The sequence below is a fragment of the Sphingomonas sp. IC-11 genome, from assembly GCF_021043365.1.
Lineage (GTDB): Bacteria > Pseudomonadota > Alphaproteobacteria > Sphingomonadales > Sphingomonadaceae > Sphingomonas.
In genome coordinates, this window is the sequence record NZ_JAJNDU010000004.1 from 136918 (window position 1) to 157747 (window position 20830).

The following is a 20830-nucleotide window of genomic DNA, read 5'->3' on the forward strand; positions in this document are numbered from 1 at the left end:
GCCGGAGGTGGGTCGTACCTCGCAGCCATCGTTGGCGATGTCCGGTGCCTCAGGCAGGCACGGCTTGGGTGATCGCAGCAGTCTTCACGACATGAGCGCCGAATGCCTCCGGCGCGGCGGCCATCACCACGGAACGAAACACGGATAGATCGGGCAGCATGCCATCAGGCCCTGCCGCCATCGGCGTCTTGTAGGTGCGCATGTTGATGGCATGGAGCAGAAGCGGCAGGCGGGCAGTTACAAAGTCGACCTTGTCGGCAGGCACCTCAAGCTGCACCTCGAACTGCACATAGCCCGCCAGCCGGCCATCAGCCGTGACCAATGGCGCCATGACATTGGTCGCCGGAACGAAGGACATATCCCCTGTCTCCGGCTCCGGCGCAGCTTTTGCCGGCGGTGATGAACCTACGACCATGCTGGTTCCGTAAGCGGCGGCCCCGCCAACACCGGTGCCGGCGATCAAAACGCCCAGCGGCAGGAGAAACTTCTTCATGGCGCTATACCTCAGAACTTGAAGCTGGCGTCGGTGGGAAGCGACGGCGCTTCGCCGAGTACGACGATGGTGATGCGCCGGTTCTCGGGTCGATCAGGCTGGTCGGGGTAGACTGGCTCGGTGCCCGCCTTGGCCACGATTTCGGAAAACCGGTCGGTGGTGATGCCAGCGGCAGCCATCGCGTTGCGCGCAGAGAGGGCGCGTTCGCCAGACAACCGCCAGTTGTTGTCGGAAGAGCCGCCGACGCTGTCCGTATGCCCCTCGATCGCGATCATCGTGCCCGACTTCGCCAGCTTTCCGGAAACCTCACGAAGCATCAGCCGCGCAAAGTCGTTCAGCTCGGCGGTGCTGCCGCGGAACATGGATCGTTTCGCGCTGTCCATCAGAGTGATGCGAACGCCCTCACGCGATGGCTCCACCTTCATGTTCTGCCGCGCGTCCTCACCCTGCGGCAGGCTGTCCATGGACACCCGCAATTCCTGGGCAAGCACACGCATCGATGCGTCGGGCACATTGGCGGTGCCGCCACGCGCAACGCCGGCAGTCGCGGTTTCGGCAGATGGCTGTCCCGATGAGGCCGTGCTGTCCGAGCGGCTTCGGACGGTTCGTCCGCCAGCGCCCGGGTTGTCGCCGGGTGCATCACCCACGGCAGTAGACGCAGCCGCATTGGGCGCGGCCGGGGAGAAATAGTCCGCCAGCCCCTTCAACTGCTGCTTGTCGGGATTGCTGATCAGCCACAGCAGCATGAAGAATGCCATCATGGCGGTCACGAAATCCGCGTAAGCAACCTTCCAAGCGCCACCATGATGGCCGCCGGAGATCTTCTTGATCTTGCGGATGACGATCGTCGGCCGTTCATTCGGGCGTGTTGCCATGATCAGGCGGCCTTGGCGAGGGCAGCGCGCAGGCGATCCTGCACAACCGTGAGGCGCACCGGCGCGATGGCGTCATGAGATTTGGCGCCCGCCGCCATGCGATCGAGCACGGCTGCGCTTTCACCGGTGCACTGGATCAGCAGGTCGAACATCTGCAGCTGCTCGAAATGGTTGGTGGTGAAATGCTCGTCCTCCACAAGGAGCATCGACAGCTGCTCCAGGAGGGCGCCCACGTGCCGAAGCTCCTCCGCGACAGCGGCATGAAGGTGCGAGGCGAGATGATCGATCTGGTTCATGGCGTGAACGCGTCCGCTGAATCGTGGAAGATGGAAGGTCAGAACAGTTCGAGCTCGCCACCGCGCGGGGCGACGGGAACGGCGACCGGCGGTGCTTCGGCAACGACGGTGGAGCGTGCCTTTCCTTCATAGGGCAGGAATTCGACCTTGCGGGCCTGAGTGCCGCCCACATCAACGTGGCCGATCGAAATTCCCTCCGTTTCAAGAAAGCGGCGGGCGAAAGCGGCATTGCTGCTGCCGATCGAACCCAGCCCCGCCACGATATTGGCGCCACCGTAGAGGTGGGCACGAAGCCCACCGCGGGTGGCTCCCCGCTTCATCATGGCGTTGATCAGCAATTCCATGGCGTGAAGGCCATAACGCTGCAGTTCCTGGGCATTGACCCGCTGATCCTTGCCCGGCTCCCCGAGCAGAAAATGGTTCATCCCCCCGATCCGAGTGACGCTGTCCTGCAGGCACACCGCAATGCACGATCCCAGAAGCGTGGTGATCACGGTTCCAGGTTCGGACACCACGGCATGTTCGCCCTGGATGATGGAGATGCGGCGCATGTCGCGGATCAGGCCAGCGCGCCGAACACGCGCTCGATCTTCTCCTTGAGCGCGGCTGGCGCGAAGGGCTTCACGAGATAATTGTTCACGCCCAGCGCGGCGGCCTTCTGCACGATCTCTCGATCGGAAGAACCGGTCAGCATGATGAACACGGTTTTGCCGATCACGCCATCCTTGCGGACGGCCTCCAGAAACTGCAGCCCATCCATTTCGGGCATGTTGTAGTCGGAAATAATCAAGTGCACGCGATCGGACTTGACCGCCTCCAGGGCCTCGGGGGCCGTCGGCTTGTCGCGAATATCCTTGAATCCCAGGTCCTGGAGGGTCCTGCGGATCATCGCGCGCATGCTGGTCTGGTCATCGACCACCATCACCTTGATTGCAGACGCAGCGGGCATGTGACGCTCCCAATCCTTACTTACGGCACGCCGCGAGGATCGCCTCGGGCATGGCTGACAAACTCAATTCCTTTTCCACCGCGCCCAGGCCGAAAGCCGCACGGGGCATTCCGTAGACCACGCAGCTGTCGCGCGACTGGCCGAGCGTCCGCGCCCCGGCCGTCCGCATCGCGAGCAGTCCTTCGGCGCCGTCGCTCCCCATCCCGGTCAGGATGATGCCGATAGCCGCATCCCCGAGCGGGGCGACCGAGCGGAACAGCATGTCGACCGACGGCCGGTGGCCAGCGATCGGATCACCGCGACGCAGCTTGATGCGTCCGTCGATCCCACCGGCCAGCTCCATGTGACGTTCCCCTCCTGGAGCAATATAGACGGTTCCACGGGCAATCGGCTGACCATCGGCTGCTTCGACGACCCGGACACGACATTCCCGGTCAAGACGGGCCGCGAAGCTGCCGGTGAACGCCGCCGGCATATGCTGGACGACGAGCACGGGGGGACAATCCTCCGGCAGGGCAGACAGCAGCGAGAACAAGGCCTCCACCCCGCCCGTCGAGGCGCCGATGGCGATCACCATGTCACGCTTGCCGGCGCTTGCCGGCCTGTCCTTACCCGCGGGATCCTGCCTCGCGAGGGGACGAACGGCAGAGCGCGCCGCCGCCTTGACGGTTGCGCAGAGCAATTCCGCGTCGCGGATGATCTCCAGCGGGTTGCCCGATGGCTTCGCAACGCAGTCGACCGCGCCCAGCCGAAGCGCCTCGATCGTCACCTCGGCGCCGCGCGCCGTGAGCGTCGAGCACATGACGACAGGCATCGGCCGAAGCCGCATGATCTTCTCCAGGAAGGAGAGACCATCCATGCCGGGCATCTCGACATCGAGCGTGATGACGTCCGGCGACAACTCCTTGATCATCGTCCGCGCTGTGTGCGGTTCCGGAGCCAGCCCCACGACCTCGATCTCGGGATCCGCCGACAGGATGCGGTTCAGCGCGGCGCGCATCGAGGCGCTGTCATCCACGATGAGTGTACGGATGCGCCCGGTCATGTCGCCTCCTTTTGATAAATCGTGTGGCCACACGCCCGCATACGTGCCGCTGCCGGGCCGATCAGACGTTCCGAGTGGCCGATGTAGAGATAGCCACCGGGCGCGAGCAGATCGACGAACCTCGCCTCCAGCTCGGCCTTTGCCTGATCATCGAAATAGATCATGACGTTGCGGCAGAAGATGACGTCGTAGCGTTGACGCATCGGCCACGGATCGAACAGGTTCAGCACCTTGGCCGTGACAAGCGCGCGCGCCTCGTCGGCCATCTGATAATCGGCGCCGAACCGCCGCATCCACGCCTCACGATAGGCCGTCGGAACCGGCTCTACCGTTGTGGCGGAATAGATGCCGCGGCTGGTGCTTTCGACCACATGGGGCGCGATGTCCGTTGCCAGCAGCCGGAGGTCCGCACTGCGCAGCCAGCCGGGCACCTGACGGCTTTCGCCCAACAGGCACATCGCGATGGTATGCACCTCTTCCCCGCTCGAGCAGCCTGCCGACCAGATCCTGACCGGTCCGCTCCGCGCCCGCTGCTGTAGCCATGGCACAGCGGTGGCGCGGAAATGATCAAAGTGGTGCGCTTCGCGAAAGAAGTGCGTGTGGTTGGTCGTGAGCGCGACCACCATGGCGGCGCGCTCCTGCGGATCCGACTGAACAAGCCGAACATAGTTGCGGAAATCGGTCAGCCCATGCTCACGCAGGCGCCGGCTCAGCCGCGAATGGACCAGCGTGGTCTTGGCCTCGGAGAGGTGTATCCGCGCGTCGCTCTGCATGATGGCAGCGATTGCGGAAAACTCTGCGGCACCGAGTACCGGCCCCCCTGGCGCGCCCGGCACCGCCGGATCGCCGGGGGCGGCCGAGCCAGCCCGGGCCGTGGCGGCCTGGGTCACGCCGCAAGATCCATCTGGCGCGTCAGGCTGAGCGCGTTCAGGTCGAGCAGCGACACCATTTCGGCGCCCTCGCTGGCCGACATGCCTTCCGTGGTGCGTGCAGAGATCTGCACGAGCCCGGAGATGACTCCTTCCTCGCCGATCTCGACCTCGGGAGCTGCCTGGATCTCATTGTCCTTGATGAGGACGATGTCTGCCACCTCATCGACCAGGAACCCGGCCTGCTTGCCGCTGATGCTGACAACCAGGATGCAGGAGCGCGAGTGAATGGCGCTCGGCGCCCAGCCAAGCCGCTCCGCCAGGCCGACGACCGGGATCACCGTACCGCGCAGGTTGGTGACGCCCTTGATATAGCTGGCCACGCTGGGCAGCGGCGTCGGCTCCTCCCATTCGCGGATCTCGATAAGCGCGCTCATCTCGATGCCGAACATCTGCTGACCAAGCGAGAAGGTGACGATTTTGCGCTCGCCGACGCTGTCGATGCTGCTCATGCTGCAAGTCCCTTTAGTGCGAATTTCGCGGTTGATGCCGGCGAGGCGACAAGCGCCTCGATGTCGAGAATGAGGGCAATGGAGCCGTCACCGAGGATGGTGGCACCGCCCAATCCACGGATCGGGTGAAGGTTCTGGTCGAGGCTCTTGATCACCACTTCGCGGCGATCATCGATCGTATCGACCATCAGGCCGACGTTGCCGGCAGATTCGCTTTCCACGATGATGACCAGCGACTCCTCGGGATCGCGGCGGTACTTCGAACCGAAGCCGAACGTGTCCGTCAGGCGCCGCACCGGCAGGTAATTGCCCCGCAGCTCGATCACCTCGCTGGTGGGTGACATGCGGCGAACCTGGCCGCTTTCCGGTCGCACCGCCTCCACGACATTGGCGAGCGGCAGCACGAAACGCTGGTCGGCAAGCCGGACGATCATACCGTCCAGGATCGCCAGGGTGAGCGGCAGGATCATGGTGAAGGTCGTGCCCTCGCCAGGAACCGAACTGATCTCCACCCTTCCGCCCAGCGCTTCGACGTTCGAGCGCACCACGTCCATGCCGACGCCGCGGCCCGAGATGTTCGAAATCGTCTCCGCGGTGGAAAAGCCCGGCGCGCAGATCAGCTGATCGATTTCCTCGTTGGACAGCGAGGCGTCGGCGGAAACGATGCCCTTGTCGATCGCCTTGGCGAGCACGCGCTGGCGATCGATGCCGCGCCCATCATCGGCCACGCGCACAAAGATGCGCGCGCCCCGCTGCTCGGCCGACAGGCGAATGGTTCCGGCGGCTGGCTTGCCCCTGGCAATCCGCTCTTCGGCACTTTCAATGCCGTGATCGCAGGCGTTGCGGATCATGTGCGTGAGGGGATCGCCGATCTTCTCGATCACGCCCTTGTCGACCTCGGTCGCCTCCCCGCTCGTCTCCAGCAGATACTGCTTGCCGGTTTCTGCCGAGAGATCGCGCAGCATGCGGGGCACGCGGCTGAACGCCTGCTTGATCGGCTGCGCCCGCAAGGACATCACATTGTCCTGGATCTCGCGCGTGAGCCGCGCCAGTTCGGGCAACTCGACCCGCTCCTGATCCTTCGGGCTCAATCGGTCCGAGAGGATCGAGTTGCGGATCACCAGCTCGCCGACGAGGTTGAGCAGAAGATCGAGCTTGGTGAGATCGACCCGGATCGTCTGGGTCGCGGGTTCGGTGGCGCGCTCCACGGTGCGCCCTTCGGGCGTCGCAGCAATCGCCACTTCTGCGACGGGCTCCGGGCGGCCATGGATCGGGACCACAACCGGCGATGGCTCAGCTTGCCCGAATGGCGCGTTGCCCTCGGGAGGTTCAGCAACGGACCGCAGGGTCGCCGCTTCGCTGGCGCGCTCGATTGCGATCAGCGAATCCGGCGCAACAAAGTCGAACGCCTCCGAAATGGCGGACTCTTCGACAGTGCCAGGCAGCTGAAGCGTCCAGGTGAGATAGCCGTCCTCCGGATCCAGGTCGCGAAGGCCAGGCAGCGCGCTGCTGTCGACTGACGTGACTTCGCCGCCGAGCCCTTCCAGTTCCCGGATCACGAGCAGCGGCTCACTGGCATTCGCCAGCGCCTCGCGCGAGGGGCGGAAGCGGACCGTCCAGGCCGCTGGTTCGGGCGACTCCAGATCCTCCAGGATGACGCCCACCGGCTCAAAACCGAAGGGATCGAATTCCTCCACCTCGGCCGTGACGGGCGTGAATCCGAACTCGTCCGCTTCCGGCACGGGTGCTGGTGCCGGAGCCGCAACGCCCTTGGTTGCGAGCACCCCTTCGAGTGCCGCAAGAGCGGCCGCGTCGTTTGGTAGCGGCGCTGTCCCTTGCGCGGATGCGACATGGTCCGACAGCACGTCGAACGCCGCCAGCATCACTTTCGTGACCTCGGGCGTGGCGGGGATCCGGTCCGCACGGACTTCATCCAGCACATTTTCAAAGATGTGCGAGAAGGCGGTCAGCGCCGTGTGGCCAAAGGCGCCAGAGCCGCCCTTGATCGAGTGCACGGCGCGAAAGACGCCGGCGATCACGCTCGCGGAAACATCGCCGGCGGCCATCGCCGACAGCCCCGCTTCCGCAGTGGCAAGCCCCTCAGCGCATTCTTCGAAGAAGATCGCCTGGATTTCGTCGAGTTCCTCGCTCACGGGCAGACCCGGCGGATCGCCGCTCCGAGCTTGCTGGCCTCGAACGGCTTGGTGATCCAGCCGGTCGCGCCGGCGGCACGCGCGCGCGCCTTCTTCTCGTCCGAAAATTCGGTCGAGAGGACGAGGATCGGGGTGCCCCGGAACTGCGGCAATGCCCGCACCGCCTCGATCAGCTCGAAGCCATCCATCTTGGGCATGTTGATGTCGGTGATCAGGAGATCGGGGGCAACCTCGTGCATCCGCTCCAGGCCATGCTCGCCGTCATTCGCGCTCTCGATGCGGAAGCCCTGCGCAGTCAGCGAGGTCTTCAGCAGCATGCGCATGCTGGCCGAGTCATCGACGGTCAGGATCAGTTTGCTCACAGGAGAACTTCCTTTTCGGTTGCGACACCAATGGCGTCGGCCAGTCGGCAGGCAGTCACGCGATCCACGAAGGCGCGGCTGGGATTGAGGATCTCGAACGGCATTCCGTTCTGCTCAGCATCGACACGAGCCGCGATCAGCAGCTGGAGCACCGCTTGTCCGATGCTTTCGACCTGCGACGCATCGACCTCGATGCGCCCCTCGAAATCGGCGGCAATCACGAGCCGAACACGAAGGTCCTCGGCGGCAACGGTGCTGTTGTGGGCGAGCAGCCGGATCGGGCCGGCGTCCTGCGGGGCATCAAGCTGGGATAGCATTGAACTCATTCTTCGCCTCGTCGAGAGCAGTCTCGAGCTGTTGGAAAGTGGGAGCGTAGCTGGAGGGCGTCATGCGCCGGGCGATCTCGATGGCGACCTGCGTCGGCTGACCCTGAGCGTGCGCCACGACCGCGGTTTTCACGATCTGAAACGGCTTGGCGTCCGCGTCGACGATCTCCAGAAGCTTCGCGGCAAGTGGGCCAACCAGGCAGTAAGCCAGAAGAACGCCCAGGAAGGTGCCGACCAGCGCGCCGCCGATCATGGCGCCGAGCACTTCGGTCGGCTGGTCGATCGAGCCCATCGTCTTGATGACGCCCAGGACCGCCGCGACGATACCGATCGCCGGAAGGCCGTCTGCCATTGCCTGCAAGGCATGCTGGGGCATCAGTTCTTCGTGATGGTGCTTCTCGATGTCGTTATCCATCGCCTCGGCGATCTGATGCGGATCCTCGAAGTTGACCGTCATCATGCGCAGATAGTCCGCGATGAATTCGGTCAGATGATGATCCTTCAGCAAGCGCGGGTAGCGGGAGAAGATCGCGCTCTCCTCAGGCTTGTCGAGGTGTGGCTCGATCGCGGTGGCACCGCCCTTCTTGAAGGTGGACAGAAGGCCGAACATCAGCGTCAGCAAGTCGCGGTAATCGCTATCCTTCCAGCGCGGCCCCTTGAAGGAGCGCACAAGCCCCTTGCCCGCGTTTTTCACGGTGGCCATTGAATTTGCGACGATGAACGCGCCTACGGCAGCGCCCCCGATCGCCATCAATTCGTGCGGCAGCGCGTGCGGGACGATGTCCATCTTGCCGCCCGCCATGATGAAGCTGCCGAAAACGCAGCCCAGGATAATGATAAAGCCGACACCGTTCAGCATGACGCCATCCGAAACATGAAAAGAAGCGTGCGAATTGCTGGAATTATAGGATGGCTGTTGGGCGGCCGGGCTCCGCGATCGAGAAACATCGGATCGATATTGCCGTCAGGGAGAATTTGCCGGGCTGAAACCGCTTCTCCGCAGATTCTCTAAAATGGGAAACAGGAACCATCAGGAGCGTCGAGCACCCATGTCCTTGAATGCGTATCAGCGGGCCCGCAGCATCGTCGAAAACCCCCGCGCAACCGAGTTCCGCCTGATGAGCCAGATCACAGGCGACATGATGCAGGCGCGTGACGAAGGGCTCAGCGGCGCCGGGCTTGTTCCCGTGCTGCATCGCAACCGGGAAATCTGGGGCGTATTCTCCTCAGCATGCGGCGCGCCGGGCAACGAGCTGCCGGATCAGCTTCGCGCCGCCATCATCTCCATCGCACTGTGGGTGGACCGCTTCACCAGTGATGTGATCGCGGGACGTGAGTCCATCGACGAGCTGATCGAGGTAAATCGCTCCATAACGGAAGGGCTTTCCCCGGGAACGCAGCAATATCGCATGGCGCGACAAGCCGAGGCCGCTTAGAAGCCAAGCGGCGTTCAAGCACGGCCAGTTAACGGCCCCTTTACCTTGATCATGAACAAATACAGGAATTACACACTCGACCAGGACGACTGAGAGTAGCGCATGGACGAAAAGCTGAACGGTTCGACACCTGCGGACACTGGCTCGCACGAAAATCGCGAGATCGTGCGGCAGGCTGCCGTTTACGCTTCCGGCGTCTTGAACATGGGTGGCGATCCTGCGCTTCAGCAACTGGTCGAGGAAACGGCTGTGGCGTTCCGCGTCCCGATGGCCGCAGTTTCCATCATTGATCGCGATCGGCAGTGGTTCCCCGCATGCGTCGGGATGGATATGGAACAGACGTCGCGCGACGTGTCGTTCTGCGCCCATGCCATTGAGCAACCGGGCGAAGTCCTGACGGTGCTGAACGCGACGCGCGATCCGCGCTTCGCCGCCAATCCGCTCGTCACGGGCGAGGCCAACATCCGCTTCTATCTGGGCTGCCCCATTCTTGATCGGAACGGTCGAGCTCTGGGGTCACTGTGCGTGATCGACGTGGAACCGCGGGAGCATGTCGACGGCGCGGAGCTGACGCAGCTGCGCGAGTTCGCGCAACGCGCCGCGGATATCATCGGGCAGCCCGAAGTGAGCGCTAGCCACCGCAAGCATGCTCTCGACAGCATCAGCGCTCAAATCGAGGAGCTCGTCCGGGCCGGCGACGAAAGTATCGTCGACGAACTCGACGCGATGCTTCGTCGGATCGAGCGACAGGAAGACAAGGAACGTCAGCGGAAGAGCTGACCGTTTCACGAATTTCCAGGGTGATCTTCAGAAGTTAGCACGCCGGGCAGCTGTCTGCCGGGCGATCGGCCGCAGTGCAGTCCCGAATGGCGGAAAGCTGGCGTCACGATCCCGAGCTTTCCCGACGCCGCGATCCGGTGGTGCGCTGCTGCGCCGATGGCGCTACTTCCAATTTGCGACTTCGTGCCTTTGCGCCTCTACATGAGACAGGTAGCTGATGTCAGCGCAGCCGTTTGATGCTGGCCGCGCGGACGATTTCGGCTGGACCTGCTGCCGCTTGGCGAGCGTCAAAAGGAGATACTGGCGGAGAGGAGACCGGTACTTCCGGCAAAATCCCGAACGCCCGGTTCGAACGAGCTCGCTTCGGAATCGACATAATAGGCGCCCAAGGCGACGCCCTTCCAGTTGACCAAAGCGCCCACCGACCAGTCAAGCTTGCCGCCACGAAGGCAGCCATCGAAGTAGCCGCGCTCATAGCCGGCGTGAGCGACGAGCGAAAACGGCGTTCCCGCAATCGGCTGCTCTGCGTCGAGCGATACATAGACATTATCGCGAAGCCGGCCGTCCGGGGCACGCATAAGATCCTGCTTCGGCGCATAAGCGATGGCACCAGTGACGGACGCGGTGCCAAACTTTTGCGTCACTTCCGCCGTCATCTCGATGAAGTCGAGTTCACTGTCGGAGGGATAATGATAGTAGGTCACCCCGACATCGAGCGCCCCGTCACCTTCCAGTGATGCCGTGTAGCCAAGACTGATATCGACCTCGGCACGCGCGCCCTTTGCGGTGCGGGAAATGGTGGAAGACCAGACGTCGGCGTGCATTCCGTTGGCGTTCGACAGCGACAACCCGGCCTGGACGGCAGGCTTTCGCCCGCTCAGGGAAAGGCCGCGTGAATTATAGTCGGAGACCAGTGAAGCCTCGCCGCTGACCGTCCACGGTTCGGCAAGGGCTGGTTGGGCGCTGGCAAGCCCGCATACGGCGGCTGCGAGGAAGTGAATGTCGCGCATATCGATCATGCCGCCACACCAACATCGGCGCCACCCGTGAGCGCACTCACATCGCTCGCGGGCAAAGGTGCCGAGAAGTAGAACCCCTGCAATTCATTGCAGCCGCTGTCCTGCAGGAACCGGAGCTGCTCCTCCGTTTCGACACCCTCAGCGGTGACGGTCAGCCCCATCGCATGTTCGACGATCCAGTCGCCCAGCGGACCGATGAGCCCGGTTTCTTCGGCGATCGGAATCAATTGTGCGGGCGAGATTGAGCCGCGCTGTGGATGCTCCCAGCGGAGTAACGCCTCCACCCCGACCACGCGGCCGTGTTCGTTAACGAGTGGCTGGTAGTTCATGCTGAGCCCGACCTCGGTTGCCAACGCCTCCCGAAGATCCTCCTCGATTTCGCCACGGAAGCGGACGCTGGCATCCATCGCGGCGCTGAAATGCCGATGGCAGTCTCGCCCCTCGCCCTTGGCGGCATAAAGCGCGATGTCGGCCTTGCGCAGCAAATCGGTGCGCTCCGTCCCGCCAAGCGGCGAGAGGATCACGCCCATGCTGACGCCGACATGCGCCTGGTTTCCGAGCACTTCGAAGGGCTGGTTCACAGCCCGGCGAATCTGATCACAGATGCGATCTATGTCGGCGACGTTCCTGGCGCCGTCGATCAGCACGGCAAATTCGTCGCCACCCAGTCGGGCGAGCATGTCATTCTCGCCAAGCAAGCCGGACAGACGAGAGCCGAACTCCTTGATCAGCGCGTCGCCAGCGAGATGGCCAAAGTTGTCGTTGACGTGCTTGAACCGGTCGAGATCGAGCAGGATGAGCGCACAGCTTCGCCCGCGGCGCGCCTCAACAAGTGCGTGATCGAAGTGATCGTTGAACTTCGCGCGGTTGGGCAGCCCGGTCAGCGGGTCATGGAAGGCCAAGTGATGCGCCTGGGCCTCGCTGGTTTGGAGACGCATGATCGCGGCGTGAAGCTCGTTCGTGCTCGCGATCAGACGGCGGCCAAGCACCACCATCAACAGCGCGATGATCGCTGCGGACAAGCCACCGAGCGGCAACAGCACGGACTTGATGGCCGATCCCGGAAGCTCAGGATACCAAGATAGCCAGGCAATCACTCGGCCGGAGCGATCGCGCAGGGGCAATGAAGCTTCGCCTTGGTGCATCACATTGCGGGTGGCGAACTTCGGGTGCGCCAGCAGGTAATCCCGAGCCAAACCGTCCTGGAACGTGCCATCCAGATAGCGGACGCTCAGAAGGATCGGTCGAGCACCGGGCCGGTCGGCCACGGCCGGCGTGAGCGGGAGTACCAGCATTGCGCTCACCGCGGCAGGATGGCCGTCCACCATGAGCAGGTCGGACACGAACGGGGCTTTCACAGACGCATCGTTCGATCGCGACTGAGTTGCGGGTAGCGGTCGATCCTTGGCACGCAGCGATGCCAGCAGGCGGTGAAGGCCGGACGCGTTCTGATCGTGCAGGCTTTGCTGCACCCGCCGGCCGTCGACCATCGCGTACACAAGCTCGTCACGCCCATTCAGCACGAAAACGCGGTCGTGTCCGAACAGCTTGTGCAGCCATTCGCCGACATTTGCGTCGATCCAGTCCAGATCAGGCGCCGGTGCCCGCAAGTTCACGACAAGATCGTCCCAAACGGCGACGGTCTGCTGGTGCAGCTGGATGTCCGCCAGGCTGGTCTGAACGGCGCGCTGAACGGTTCGCACTTGCCTGCCGACCGAGACAGTATCGCTCCGGCCCGCGGACCAGAACAGGCCGAAGCCGACGATCGTGATCGATATGATGGCGGCAAGAGCGATGGGCAGGAGGATCCGCCGATTGGAAGCGGCTGTAACTCGCATGCTCTTCAGCGGATACTTGGCGGCGGTCATAGCCGACACTTGGCGGCGGGAGTCTTACCTCCGACTTGTGGATGACCCCCGTATTTTCCCTGATCACTTAACGGCGACAGAGCGAGCCAAGCCGTCGTGCAGCTTTGTGGTGCTCAACCGCTTCCGAAACTTCGCACCAGCGAGCCGGCAACCAATGCCCAGCCATCGACCAGTACGAAAAAGATGATCTTCATTGGCAGGGAGATTGTCGGCGGTGGCAGCATCATCATGCCCATCGCCATCAATACGGCGGACACTGCCAGATCGATGATCAGGAACGGCAGCAACAGCAGGAAGCCGATTTCAAAGGCGCGCTTCAGCTCCGAGATCATGAAGGCCGGGATCAGCGTGGGCAGCGGGGTTTCGGCCCGCGCCACCGCGGGCTTGCCGGAGAGTTGGGTGAACAGGCCAAGGTCACTGTCGCGCACCTGACTGAGCATGAACCCCTTGAACGGTGCCGCCGTCCGATCGAACGCCTGTTGCTCCGTAATCTGCCCGGCGGTGTAGGGGCTTACGCCCTCGTCCCACGCCTTCTGGAAGGTCGGCGCCATGACGAAGAACGACAGGAACATCGCCAGGCTGATGATCACGGGGTTCGGCGGCACGCCCTGGGCCCCGAGCCCCGTGCGCAGCAGCGACAGGGCGACGACGATGCGGGTAAAGGAGGTGATCGTCATCAGGATGCCGGGCGCAAGGCTCAGCACCGTGAGCATCATCACCAGCTGGATCGCACGGCCGGACATCGAACCGCCGGCCAGATCAATCGTCGCGCTCTGGGCCAGCGCGGCAGATGGCAGCAGGAAGGCGCCGGCGACGATCGCCAGCCGAACCAGTCTCTTCATTTCGGCGGTTCCTAGATCGTGTCGCTCGTACGGATGCGGCCGGCGCTGGCCCGCTCCACCATCTGCCCAAAGGATTGTCGAACGGCGGCGGCATTGGCCCTTGCCTCCGCCTGCCGCCCTCGTTCGGTCGCGGCGCGCGCTTCGGCTGCCACATCGTCAATCGCGTCGCGCAGGATGCAGCCTTCGATCAACTGCGGTCCTTCGGGTGCGAGCAAGAGAAGATGCTCGCGCCCATCGCGACGAATGAGTGCAACGGAGCGCCGCTTGTCCAGGGGCAAGCGCTCCACCAGCTCGAGACGCCGCTCTGTGCCTCCAGCAATGCGGCCGGGAAGCTTCAGATCGTACCGACGCACGACCCACAAGGCGATGCCGAGCAGCCCGAGAACGACGCCAAGCCCGCCTAACATGCGAAGGATAGAGACAAGCTCCATCAGCCGCGGCCCCGCTTCACGATCTCGGTGATCTCCAGCGACATCTGCTCTTCGTTGACGAGCACGCGTCCTTTGGCGACCAGCTTGTTGTTCACATATACAAGCGTCGGATCGTCATGCCCGCAGTCCAGCGGGATCATGGCGCCCCGGCTCATCTTCAATATCTGTCGGATCGGGATCTGGGCAGAGCCCAGCACGATCGACATTTCGATGCTGATATCCTCTAGAACAGACATGAGCTGCTCCTTTCGTGAGGAGTTATAGGAAGAAATTTCCCCCTCTCGGGCCGAACTAGGAAATTCTTGCCTACAATGGAGGTGCGAGCAGCCGACGTGCTGCTTACGGAGACCTTCTGAATGGACCTCAAGACTTCGGTGCAGGTGTCTGCAACCGGCCTTCGCGCGCAATCGTTGCGGATGCGGGTGATTGCGGAAAATCTGGCAAATGCCGATTCAGTCGCGGCAACGCCGGGCGGCAATCCATATCGCCGACGCGTCGTCAGCTTCCGATCCGAGGTAGATCGGGCGAACGGCGGCATGGGCGTTAGCGTCAAGGGCATCGAAGGCGACAAGAGCGCCTTCCAGCGCACCTACCAGCCCGGCAGCCCGGCGGCGGACGCGCAGGGATATGTGTTGCAGCCGAACGTCAACGGCCTCGTCGAGACCGCCGACATGAAAGCGGCGCAGCGTAGCTACGAAGCCAATCTGAACGCGATCGAAGCGGCCAAGGGCCTGACGATGCGTACCATCGACCTCCTCAAGTAAGGACACAATCAATCATGTCCATTGGCGCTCTTGATGCCGCAACGGCGTACGGCCGGGCAGTAGGAATTGGCAAGTCGGGTGGCCTTGGCGGTGTCGCGGCCGGCACCGGTCCTGAACAAACCGGCGGCGGTTTTGGCGATCTCGTGTCGCAACTCGTCTCTGATACCGCATCCTCGCTTCGCGCGGCGGAGACCGCCAGCGCAAAGCAGGTTGCCGGCAAGGGCGATCTGATCGACGTCGTAACTGCGATCGGGGCCGCGGAAACGGCGCTCGACACGGTGGTGGCCGTTCGCGACCGGGTAGTCGGCGCCTATTCCGACATCATGCGCATGCAGATCTGACAGACGTGACCCCGTTCGACGCCATCCAGATCGCACGCGCAGCCATGGTGCTGGTGTTGACGATCGTCGGCCCGATGCTGCTCACGTCCCTGATCGTCGGCGTGGTCATCGGCCTTGTTCAGGCGCTGACGCAGATACAGGAGATGACGCTCACCTTCGTGCCGAAGCTACTAGCCATGGGTCTGGTGCTGTTGCTGTGCCTGCCGATGATCGGCCACGCCATGGCAGACTTTACTCAACAGATCAGCGACCGGATCATCCAGGGCTAAGCCATGGACCAGTTCCCGGTCGAAGCGACCGCCTTTCTGATTATCTTTGCACGGGTGGGAGCGGTGCTCATGCTGCTTCCCGTCTTTTCCGAAGATTCGATCCCGCCGCGCATCCGGCTGATGATGGCATTCGGCATGAGCGCCGGCCTTTGGGGGCTGCTCTCGCCGCACACCATGGGTCCCGCGCAGAACGAAGCGGCGCTGCCGGGGATCATCATTGGCGAACTGCTGGTCGGCCTCGGCCTCGGTGCCATCGTGCGCATCATGTTCCTCGCGGCGGCGATGGCCGGTTCGATCGTCAGCCTGCAAATCGGGCTGACCTCCGCCATCGTTTTCGATCCATCGCAAGGTGGCCAGGCCGCGCTCCTGTCACGCTTCGTGAGCGTTGCCGCGGCCGTTGTGTGCATGGCGATGGCCGTGCATCATCTGTGGATTGCCTCGATCGTACAGTCCTACCAGCAATTTCCGGTCGGCGCCCTGCCCCCCGCCCCCGACTTCGCGGCACTGGCCCTCAAGGTCACTACCCGGTCGATGGCCCTTGGCCTCAGCCTGGCTGCGCCGCTGATCGTCTATGGCATCGTCTTCAACGTTGCCCTGGGCATGTCGGCCCGCCTGGCCCCCGCCATCCAGATCTTCTTCATCGCGCAGCCGCTGAACCTGATGCTTGGTTTGGCACTGCTGGCCACTGTATTCGGCGCCATGCTGACCGGCTTTGCCCAGGCCATGGCGGCCTGGATGCAGGCGGGATGGAGCTGACGCATGTCGGGCAGCGACAAGGATCAGAAGACCCACGATCCGACGGAGAAGAAGCTCCAGGACGCCAGGGCAAAGGGCGACATCGCCTCCGCACCGGAGATGCGCCACGCTGCCATGTTCGCGGCCGCTCTTGTGGTGGTCGGCGGAATGGGCGTGTGGACCTTCGCCCGTCTAGGCCACATCCTCGTGCGGCTCTGGGGACGCGCGGAGGATTTCTCCTTGGAGCCGGACGGGGCGCGCCATCTCGCCAGCGGCCTTATGGCGCAACTGTTCTCCGTCATGAGCCCGCTGCTGGGCACCCTGTTCGCCTTCGCGATCCTGGGCGGACTGATGCAGGGCCGCCCCTCCATCGCCATGTCACGGCTGGCGCTGAAATGGTCCAAGCTGTCGCCCGTTTCCGGATTCAGCAGATTGTTCGGCATGAAAGCTTTGGTGGAGTTCGCAAAAACGCTCGCCAAGCTGATCCTCGTCACCTGCGCGGCCTTGCTGGTAGTCTGGCCCCGCGCCGTCGGCCTGGACAATCTGATCGGTGCCAGCCCCGTCGAAATCGGCAATGCGGCGGGCGGGCTGATCATGGCCATGATCAAGACGGTGGCGGTGCTCGTCGGCGCGCTCGCGATGTTCGACTTCGTCTACCAGCGCCGCTCCTGGCTTAGCCGGATGCGGATGTCGCTGCAGGAGATCAAGGACGAGCACAAGGACAGCGAGGGTGACCCGAAGATCAAGGCGAAGATCCGCTCGATCGGGATCCAGCGATCCCGCAAGCGCATGATGGCCGCGGTGCCGAGCGCCAGCGTGATCGTCACCAATCCCACTCACTTCGCCGTGGCCCTGAAGTATGATCACGGCAAGATGGGCGCCCCGGTCGTGGTGGCGAAGGGCGTCGACGCCATTGCGCTGAAGATCCGTGAAATCGCGACGAGTGCGAATGTGCCGATCATCGAGAACCGTCCCCTCGCCCGCTCGCTATATGCGACCGTGGAGATCGATCACCCGATCCCCGCAGAGCATTATGCCGCGGTGGCGGAAATCATCGGCTATGTGATGCGACTGGCGAAGACGCCGCGATAGCGCCCTGCTGTAAGATAGATATCAGGTCAGACTGCGTCGGACCGAAAGGAGTCAGCCTCACTGGCGCTTTCCGCAAGCAGCGATGCGGGCAGTCCACCCAGGGCAGGCGCCCCCACGATCTCTCCGGCGATGTAGCGGAACCCGAAGCCGCGGAGCTTGAGCGCGTCCGCCTCGGAATCGATGCCGCCAGCAATCAGCCGCGCGCCGTGGCTGGCGCCAGCGATCCTGCGGGTAAGGTTCTCCACCTGAATCCGCCGTGCCCAACTGGACGCGAGTCCGCGCGTCTGCTCGGGATCGATCTCCACGAAATCTGGTGGCAGACGAGTGAGACGCTGAAACTCGTCGTCCCCGCCGTGGAACGGGCCATAGAGCGTCGCGCAACCATGTTTTGCGTGGGCGTCGAGCAGGTCCGCCAGCCTTGAGGAGGAATGCCGCTCGGGCCGCTGCACCCGCATCACCAACCGGCGCGGCACGATTCCACAGGCATGCGCCGCATCGATTACCGGGCGAAGCTCCTCGAAGGGATCAGCGACCAGTTCGAGCGGCAGGTTCAGGATAAGTCGAGCACCACTCGCGACAAACCCGTGGCTCGCAGCGCTTCTGACCGCAGCCAGGCGAAACCGGGCTTGCAGCCCGCCGAGCGCCTGATCGTCCATGCCGGCGGTCTGCGCGTCCACGGCGGCGCCTTCGCGCGTCCTGAGCAACGCCTCATAGGCGAACACCCGACCGGACTCGATTTCGGCGACGGGCGCAAATGCCACGGCATAGCTGGCGCTCGACGCGGTCACACCCGCTTGCGCATGTTCCGGCTCTTCCACGACGATCCCTTTGCCGAGCTTTGCCCGGCTTCATGGCGCAAGCCGAAGCAAAAATCATCAAACAATGGCGATGCTCGCCGGCAAGGTCCGGCGACGGTCAGACGTGCATCTCGTGCTTCGCGAGTTCGACCCGGACCCGCAGCTCGATTTCCTGCATCAGGCTGGCAAGCTCGGCGTCTTCCGGCATTTCGAACGTCTCGAGCCAGTTCTCCAGCCCGCGCACGGCCTCCACGCCCGCGGGCGGAACAAGGGTTTCCGCATGCAAGCGCTGAAGCAGGGCGAGGCCACGACCGGCACTTTCCGCGATCCTGCGGCGGCGTTCGACGGAAACATCGGCGGCGGCCATTTGCACCAGCATCTGCACCGACGTGGCCGGCATTGCGGCGGGATGCGGTTGGGCCACGCTGGACGGCGCGGGAGAATCCACCTGTGGCAGAGCAGCGCGAAAGCCCGGCTCCGCCTTCGGCAGGATCGCCAGCAACTGCTGCTGCAGCAAAGCGGACATGGGGGAAATGCGCACTTTTGACCTTACCGCCCAAGGAGGAGCTCCAATCTCTCTATAAGAGATAAGCGGAAACTTTCTCATGGAATCCCCACGATTATGCGCAAGCCTCGACTTCGCGTCGCAGCATTGGTGCTGGCGGCGGTGCTCGCCGGAACCGGTCCGGCGATCGCCGGGCCACGCATCAAGGACATCGTCGATGTGGAGAATGTCCGTCCCAACCAATTGGTAGGCTACGGCCTCGTGGTGGGCCTGGCCGGGACCGGCGATCGTACACGCAATGCTCCGTTCACCGAGGAGTCGATGCAGGCGATGCTCGAACGGATGGGCGTCAACGTTCGCGGAACGCAGATGCGGACCCAGAATGTCGCCGCTGTGTCGATCACGGCAACCATGCCGCCGTTCGCCCGGGCCGGATCAAAGATCGACGTTCAGGTATCTGCGCTGGGTGACGCAACCAGCCTGCAGGGCGGTACGCTTCTCGTCTCTTCGCTCCGCGCCCTGGACGGCGAGATCTACGCCGTTGCACAGGGGCCCGTCGCCGTATCGGGCTTCAAGGCACGCGGTGCGGGTGCCAGTGTCAGCCGCGGCGTCTCCACGTCGGCGCGCATCGCGGAAGGTGCGATCATCGAACGCGAAGTGCCGTTCGCGCTGAAATCGGCCACCAGCCTGAAGCTGGCGCTGAAGAACCCCGACTTTACCACCGCCCAGCATATCGCGGGTGCGATAAACCGCCAGTTTCCGGGCGCCGCAGAGGTGCTCGATCCCGCAACCGTGCAAATTGCCCCATCGGGGGGTGGTGGCCTGATCAATCTTGTATCCCAGATCGAGAACCTCCCTGTCGAGGTCGATCAGCCTGCCCGTATCGTCATCAACGAGGCCGCTGGAACCGTGGTGATGGGTACGGACGTTCGCGTCAGCCCGGTTGCCATCGCCCAAGGCGGTCTGACGATCAGCGTGTCGGAAAGTCCGATCGTGTCGCAGCCGGCGCCCTTGTCGAACGGCCAGACGGCCGTCGTTCCGCGCACTCAGATCGCGGTCGATGACGGCGGCGGCGCATCGCTCGCGATGGTGGGCGGCGGCACCTCGCTTCAGTCGCTGGTCAGCGGCCTGAACGCTTTGGGCGTATCGCCGCGTGATCTCATCACCATCCTTCAGGCGATCAAGACGGCTGGCGCCCTGCAGGCTGAAATAGAGGTTCAGTGATGGACGATCTGCGGATTGCGACCCCTGCCGCCCCAGCGCCCCGGATGCCTGCCGCGGGCGGACCGGCGGCGCAGAAGACCGCCAAGGATTTCGAGGCGGTATTCATCGGCCAGATGACGCAGCTCATGTTCGAGAGCGTCGGGGAAGGCGAATTCAGCGGCGGGCACGGCGAACAGATGTTTCGCGGCGTACTCGCGGAGAAACTGGGCGGCGCCATCGCCGAACGGGGCGGCATCGGCCTTGCCCCCAAGGTGCTGGAGCAGATCATCAAGCTGCAGGAAGGAAACAAATGATCGAGGAACTGCTCGACAACATGTCGTCGCTGACGGCGATCATGGAAGAAGAATCGGACCGGCTTGTCGCGCCCGGCCGTGTCCCCGATCTGTCCGAGATGGCTGTGGCGAAGAACCGGCTCGTGGGATTGCTGGAGGCGAAGCTCGCCCAACTGTCGCGCGAGCGCGCTGACTGGATGGAGCTGCTGGACGAAGCAGACCGCAGCCGCCTTGCTGCCGCAGTCGCCGTGCTGCGCGACGCATCATTGGTGAATGCGGATGTACTTGAACGCCAGATCGAGCTTTCAACCGAACTGATGGCAGCAATCGCGCAGGAAGCGCAGCGACTGATGGGCACCCGGCAGGCAACCTACGGCGCCCATGGTGGGCTGCTGGGCATGGACCTTCCCGCGCCAATCTCGCTGAACGCGCGGCTCTGACGCTCCGCTTCCGGCGAGCGAGGCAAGCAGCAAAGCTCGAACGAGCTCAGCCGGTCGCGCCGCCCAGCCCAAACCGTCACCAGCATGAAATAGCGGCCGCGAATTGAATTCGCGGCCGCTATCACCGGGCAAAAG

At 63.7% G+C, this 20830-nt stretch carries 29 protein-coding genes; 10 read left to right on the plus strand and 19 right to left on the minus strand.

Features of this window, described 5'->3' with window-relative positions; genetic code table 11:
- Positions 1 to 49: 49 nt before the first annotated feature.
- The 12 genes from LQ954_RS12945 to motA are packed head-to-tail and all read right to left on the minus strand — an operon-like array spanning position 50 to position 8739.
- Positions 50 to 493, minus strand: a complete 444-nt coding sequence (locus LQ954_RS12945) for a hypothetical protein (protein WP_231023500.1) — start codon at positions 491 to 493, stop codon at positions 50 to 52.
- Between the two features lie 11 nt (positions 494 to 504).
- Positions 505 to 1368: a flagellar motor protein MotB gene (locus tag LQ954_RS12950; RefSeq protein WP_231023501.1), complete on the minus strand. Its 864-nt coding sequence runs from the start codon at positions 1366 to 1368 to the stop codon at positions 505 to 507.
- A 2-nt stretch (positions 1369 to 1370) separates the two neighbouring features.
- Positions 1371 to 1664 (minus strand): hypothetical protein, encoded by a 294-nt coding sequence (locus LQ954_RS12955; protein WP_231023503.1) that lies wholly within the window; start codon positions 1662 to 1664, stop codon positions 1371 to 1373.
- A gap of 38 nt (positions 1665 to 1702) precedes the next feature.
- Positions 1703 to 2215, minus strand: coding sequence for a chemotaxis protein CheD (locus LQ954_RS12960; RefSeq protein WP_231023505.1), 513 nt, complete (start codon positions 2213 to 2215; stop codon positions 1703 to 1705).
- Positions 2216 to 2223: 8 nt separating this feature from the next.
- Entirely contained in the window at positions 2224 to 2613 is a 390-nt protein-coding gene (locus LQ954_RS12965; protein ID WP_231023506.1) for a response regulator, read from the minus strand.
- 16 nt (positions 2614 to 2629) lie between these two features.
- Positions 2630 to 3658 carry a protein-glutamate methylesterase/protein-glutamine glutaminase gene (locus LQ954_RS12970; RefSeq protein ID WP_231023507.1) on the minus strand — a complete coding sequence of 343 codons (1029 nt, stop codon included), beginning with the start codon at positions 3656 to 3658 and terminating at the stop codon, positions 2630 to 2632.
- The gene (locus LQ954_RS12975) at positions 3655 to 4548 is read right to left on the minus strand and encodes a CheR family methyltransferase (RefSeq protein WP_443026631.1); all 894 of its coding nucleotides are present in this window, start codon (positions 4546 to 4548) and stop codon (positions 3655 to 3657) included. Before LQ954_RS12975 ends, LQ954_RS12970 begins: the two co-directional genes overlap by 4 nt.
- On the minus strand, positions 4545 to 5039 hold the full coding sequence (locus tag LQ954_RS12980; protein WP_231023508.1) for a chemotaxis protein CheW: 495 nt from the start codon (positions 5037 to 5039) through the stop codon (positions 4545 to 4547). The genes LQ954_RS12975 and LQ954_RS12980 overlap by 4 nt, the downstream gene beginning before the upstream one ends.
- Positions 5036 to 7192 carry a chemotaxis protein CheA gene (locus tag LQ954_RS12985; protein ID WP_231023509.1) on the minus strand — a complete coding sequence of 719 codons (2157 nt, stop codon included), beginning with the start codon at positions 7190 to 7192 and terminating at the stop codon, positions 5036 to 5038. The genes LQ954_RS12980 and LQ954_RS12985 overlap by 4 nt, the downstream gene beginning before the upstream one ends.
- Complete coding sequence (locus tag LQ954_RS12990; RefSeq protein ID WP_231023511.1) at positions 7189 to 7554, minus strand: response regulator; 366 nt, start codon at positions 7552 to 7554, stop codon at positions 7189 to 7191. Before LQ954_RS12990 ends, LQ954_RS12985 begins: the two co-directional genes overlap by 4 nt.
- On the minus strand, positions 7551 to 7871 hold the full coding sequence (locus LQ954_RS12995) for an STAS domain-containing protein (protein ID WP_231023513.1): 321 nt from the start codon (positions 7869 to 7871) through the stop codon (positions 7551 to 7553). Before LQ954_RS12995 ends, LQ954_RS12990 begins: the two co-directional genes overlap by 4 nt.
- A complete protein-coding gene (gene motA, locus LQ954_RS13000) occupies positions 7855 to 8739 on the minus strand; it encodes a flagellar motor stator protein MotA (protein ID WP_231023515.1) in 885 nt (294 codons plus the stop codon). The genes LQ954_RS12995 and motA overlap by 17 nt, the downstream gene beginning before the upstream one ends.
- A 190-nt stretch (positions 8740 to 8929) precedes the next feature.
- On the opposite strand from motA, the gene flaF reads away from it, so the two are divergent.
- Together flaF and LQ954_RS13010 are read left to right on the plus strand one after the other, a co-directional pair.
- Complete coding sequence (gene flaF, locus LQ954_RS13005) at positions 8930 to 9316, plus strand: flagellar biosynthesis regulator FlaF (protein ID WP_231023517.1); 387 nt, start codon at positions 8930 to 8932, stop codon at positions 9314 to 9316.
- Between the two features lie 102 nt (positions 9317 to 9418).
- Positions 9419 to 10096: a GAF domain-containing protein gene (locus tag LQ954_RS13010; protein ID WP_231023518.1), complete on the plus strand. Its 678-nt coding sequence runs from the start codon at positions 9419 to 9421 to the stop codon at positions 10094 to 10096.
- A gap of 287 nt (positions 10097 to 10383) precedes the next feature.
- Here LQ954_RS13010 and LQ954_RS13015 read toward each other — a convergent pair whose 3' ends face one another.
- The 5 genes from LQ954_RS13015 to LQ954_RS13035 form a co-directional block, all read right to left on the minus strand.
- Complete coding sequence (locus tag LQ954_RS13015) at positions 10384 to 11115, minus strand: TorF family putative porin (RefSeq protein ID WP_231023519.1); 732 nt, start codon at positions 11113 to 11115, stop codon at positions 10384 to 10386.
- Positions 11112 to 12983, minus strand: coding sequence for a putative bifunctional diguanylate cyclase/phosphodiesterase (locus LQ954_RS13020; RefSeq protein ID WP_231023520.1), 1872 nt, complete (start codon positions 12981 to 12983; stop codon positions 11112 to 11114). Before LQ954_RS13020 ends, LQ954_RS13015 begins: the two co-directional genes overlap by 4 nt.
- A gap of 113 nt (positions 12984 to 13096) precedes the next feature.
- A complete protein-coding gene (fliP, locus tag LQ954_RS13025) occupies positions 13097 to 13825 on the minus strand; it encodes a flagellar type III secretion system pore protein FliP (RefSeq protein WP_231023521.1) in 729 nt (242 codons plus the stop codon).
- A gap of 11 nt (positions 13826 to 13836) precedes the next feature.
- Positions 13837 to 14256 (minus strand): flagellar biosynthetic protein FliO, encoded by a 420-nt coding sequence (locus LQ954_RS13030; RefSeq protein ID WP_231023522.1) that lies wholly within the window; start codon positions 14254 to 14256, stop codon positions 13837 to 13839.
- Entirely contained in the window at positions 14256 to 14492 is a 237-nt protein-coding gene (locus LQ954_RS13035; protein ID WP_231023523.1) for a FliM/FliN family flagellar motor switch protein, read from the minus strand. The genes LQ954_RS13030 and LQ954_RS13035 overlap by 1 nt, the downstream gene beginning before the upstream one ends.
- A gap of 120 nt (positions 14493 to 14612) precedes the next feature.
- Here LQ954_RS13035 and flgC point away from each other — a divergent pair, with 120 nt between their 5' ends.
- Genes flgC through flhB form a run of 5 tightly spaced genes read left to right on the plus strand, consistent with a single transcriptional unit; the run spans position 14613 to position 17457 of the window.
- A complete protein-coding gene (gene flgC / locus LQ954_RS13040; protein WP_231023524.1) occupies positions 14613 to 15020 on the plus strand; it encodes a flagellar basal body rod protein FlgC in 408 nt (135 codons plus the stop codon).
- A gap of 14 nt (positions 15021 to 15034) precedes the next feature.
- Positions 15035 to 15361, plus strand: coding sequence for a flagellar hook-basal body complex protein FliE (locus tag LQ954_RS13045; RefSeq protein ID WP_231023526.1), 327 nt, complete (start codon positions 15035 to 15037; stop codon positions 15359 to 15361).
- Between the two features lie 5 nt (positions 15362 to 15366).
- Positions 15367 to 15630 (plus strand): flagellar biosynthesis protein FliQ, encoded by a 264-nt coding sequence (gene fliQ, locus LQ954_RS13050; RefSeq protein WP_231023528.1) that lies wholly within the window; start codon positions 15367 to 15369, stop codon positions 15628 to 15630.
- Between the two features lie 3 nt (positions 15631 to 15633).
- Positions 15634 to 16386 (plus strand): flagellar biosynthetic protein FliR, encoded by a 753-nt coding sequence (gene fliR, locus LQ954_RS13055; protein ID WP_231023530.1) that lies wholly within the window; start codon positions 15634 to 15636, stop codon positions 16384 to 16386.
- A gap of 3 nt (positions 16387 to 16389) precedes the next feature.
- Complete coding sequence (gene flhB, locus LQ954_RS13060; protein ID WP_231023532.1) at positions 16390 to 17457, plus strand: flagellar biosynthesis protein FlhB; 1068 nt, start codon at positions 16390 to 16392, stop codon at positions 17455 to 17457.
- Between the two features lie 26 nt (positions 17458 to 17483).
- Here the strand turns inward: flhB and LQ954_RS13065 are convergent, their stop codons facing one another.
- Positions 17484 to 18275: an EAL domain-containing protein gene (locus tag LQ954_RS13065; protein ID WP_231023533.1), complete on the minus strand. Its 792-nt coding sequence runs from the start codon at positions 18273 to 18275 to the stop codon at positions 17484 to 17486.
- Between the two features lie 97 nt (positions 18276 to 18372).
- Positions 18373 to 18780, minus strand: coding sequence for a flagellar assembly protein FliX (locus LQ954_RS13070; RefSeq protein ID WP_231023534.1), 408 nt, complete (start codon positions 18778 to 18780; stop codon positions 18373 to 18375).
- A 96-nt stretch (positions 18781 to 18876) separates the two neighbouring features.
- Here LQ954_RS13070 and LQ954_RS13075 point away from each other — a divergent pair, with 96 nt between their 5' ends.
- The 3 genes from LQ954_RS13075 to LQ954_RS13085 are packed head-to-tail and all read left to right on the plus strand — an operon-like array spanning position 18877 to position 20695.
- Positions 18877 to 19983 (plus strand): flagellar basal body P-ring protein FlgI, encoded by a 1107-nt coding sequence (locus tag LQ954_RS13075; protein WP_231023535.1) that lies wholly within the window; start codon positions 18877 to 18879, stop codon positions 19981 to 19983.
- Between the two features lie 44 nt (positions 19984 to 20027).
- Complete coding sequence (locus LQ954_RS13080; protein WP_231023536.1) at positions 20028 to 20276, plus strand: rod-binding protein; 249 nt, start codon at positions 20028 to 20030, stop codon at positions 20274 to 20276.
- Positions 20273 to 20695: a flagellar protein FlgN gene (locus LQ954_RS13085; protein WP_231023538.1), complete on the plus strand. Its 423-nt coding sequence runs from the start codon at positions 20273 to 20275 to the stop codon at positions 20693 to 20695. Before LQ954_RS13080 ends, LQ954_RS13085 begins: the two co-directional genes overlap by 4 nt.
- Positions 20696 to 20830 lie beyond the last annotated feature (135 nt).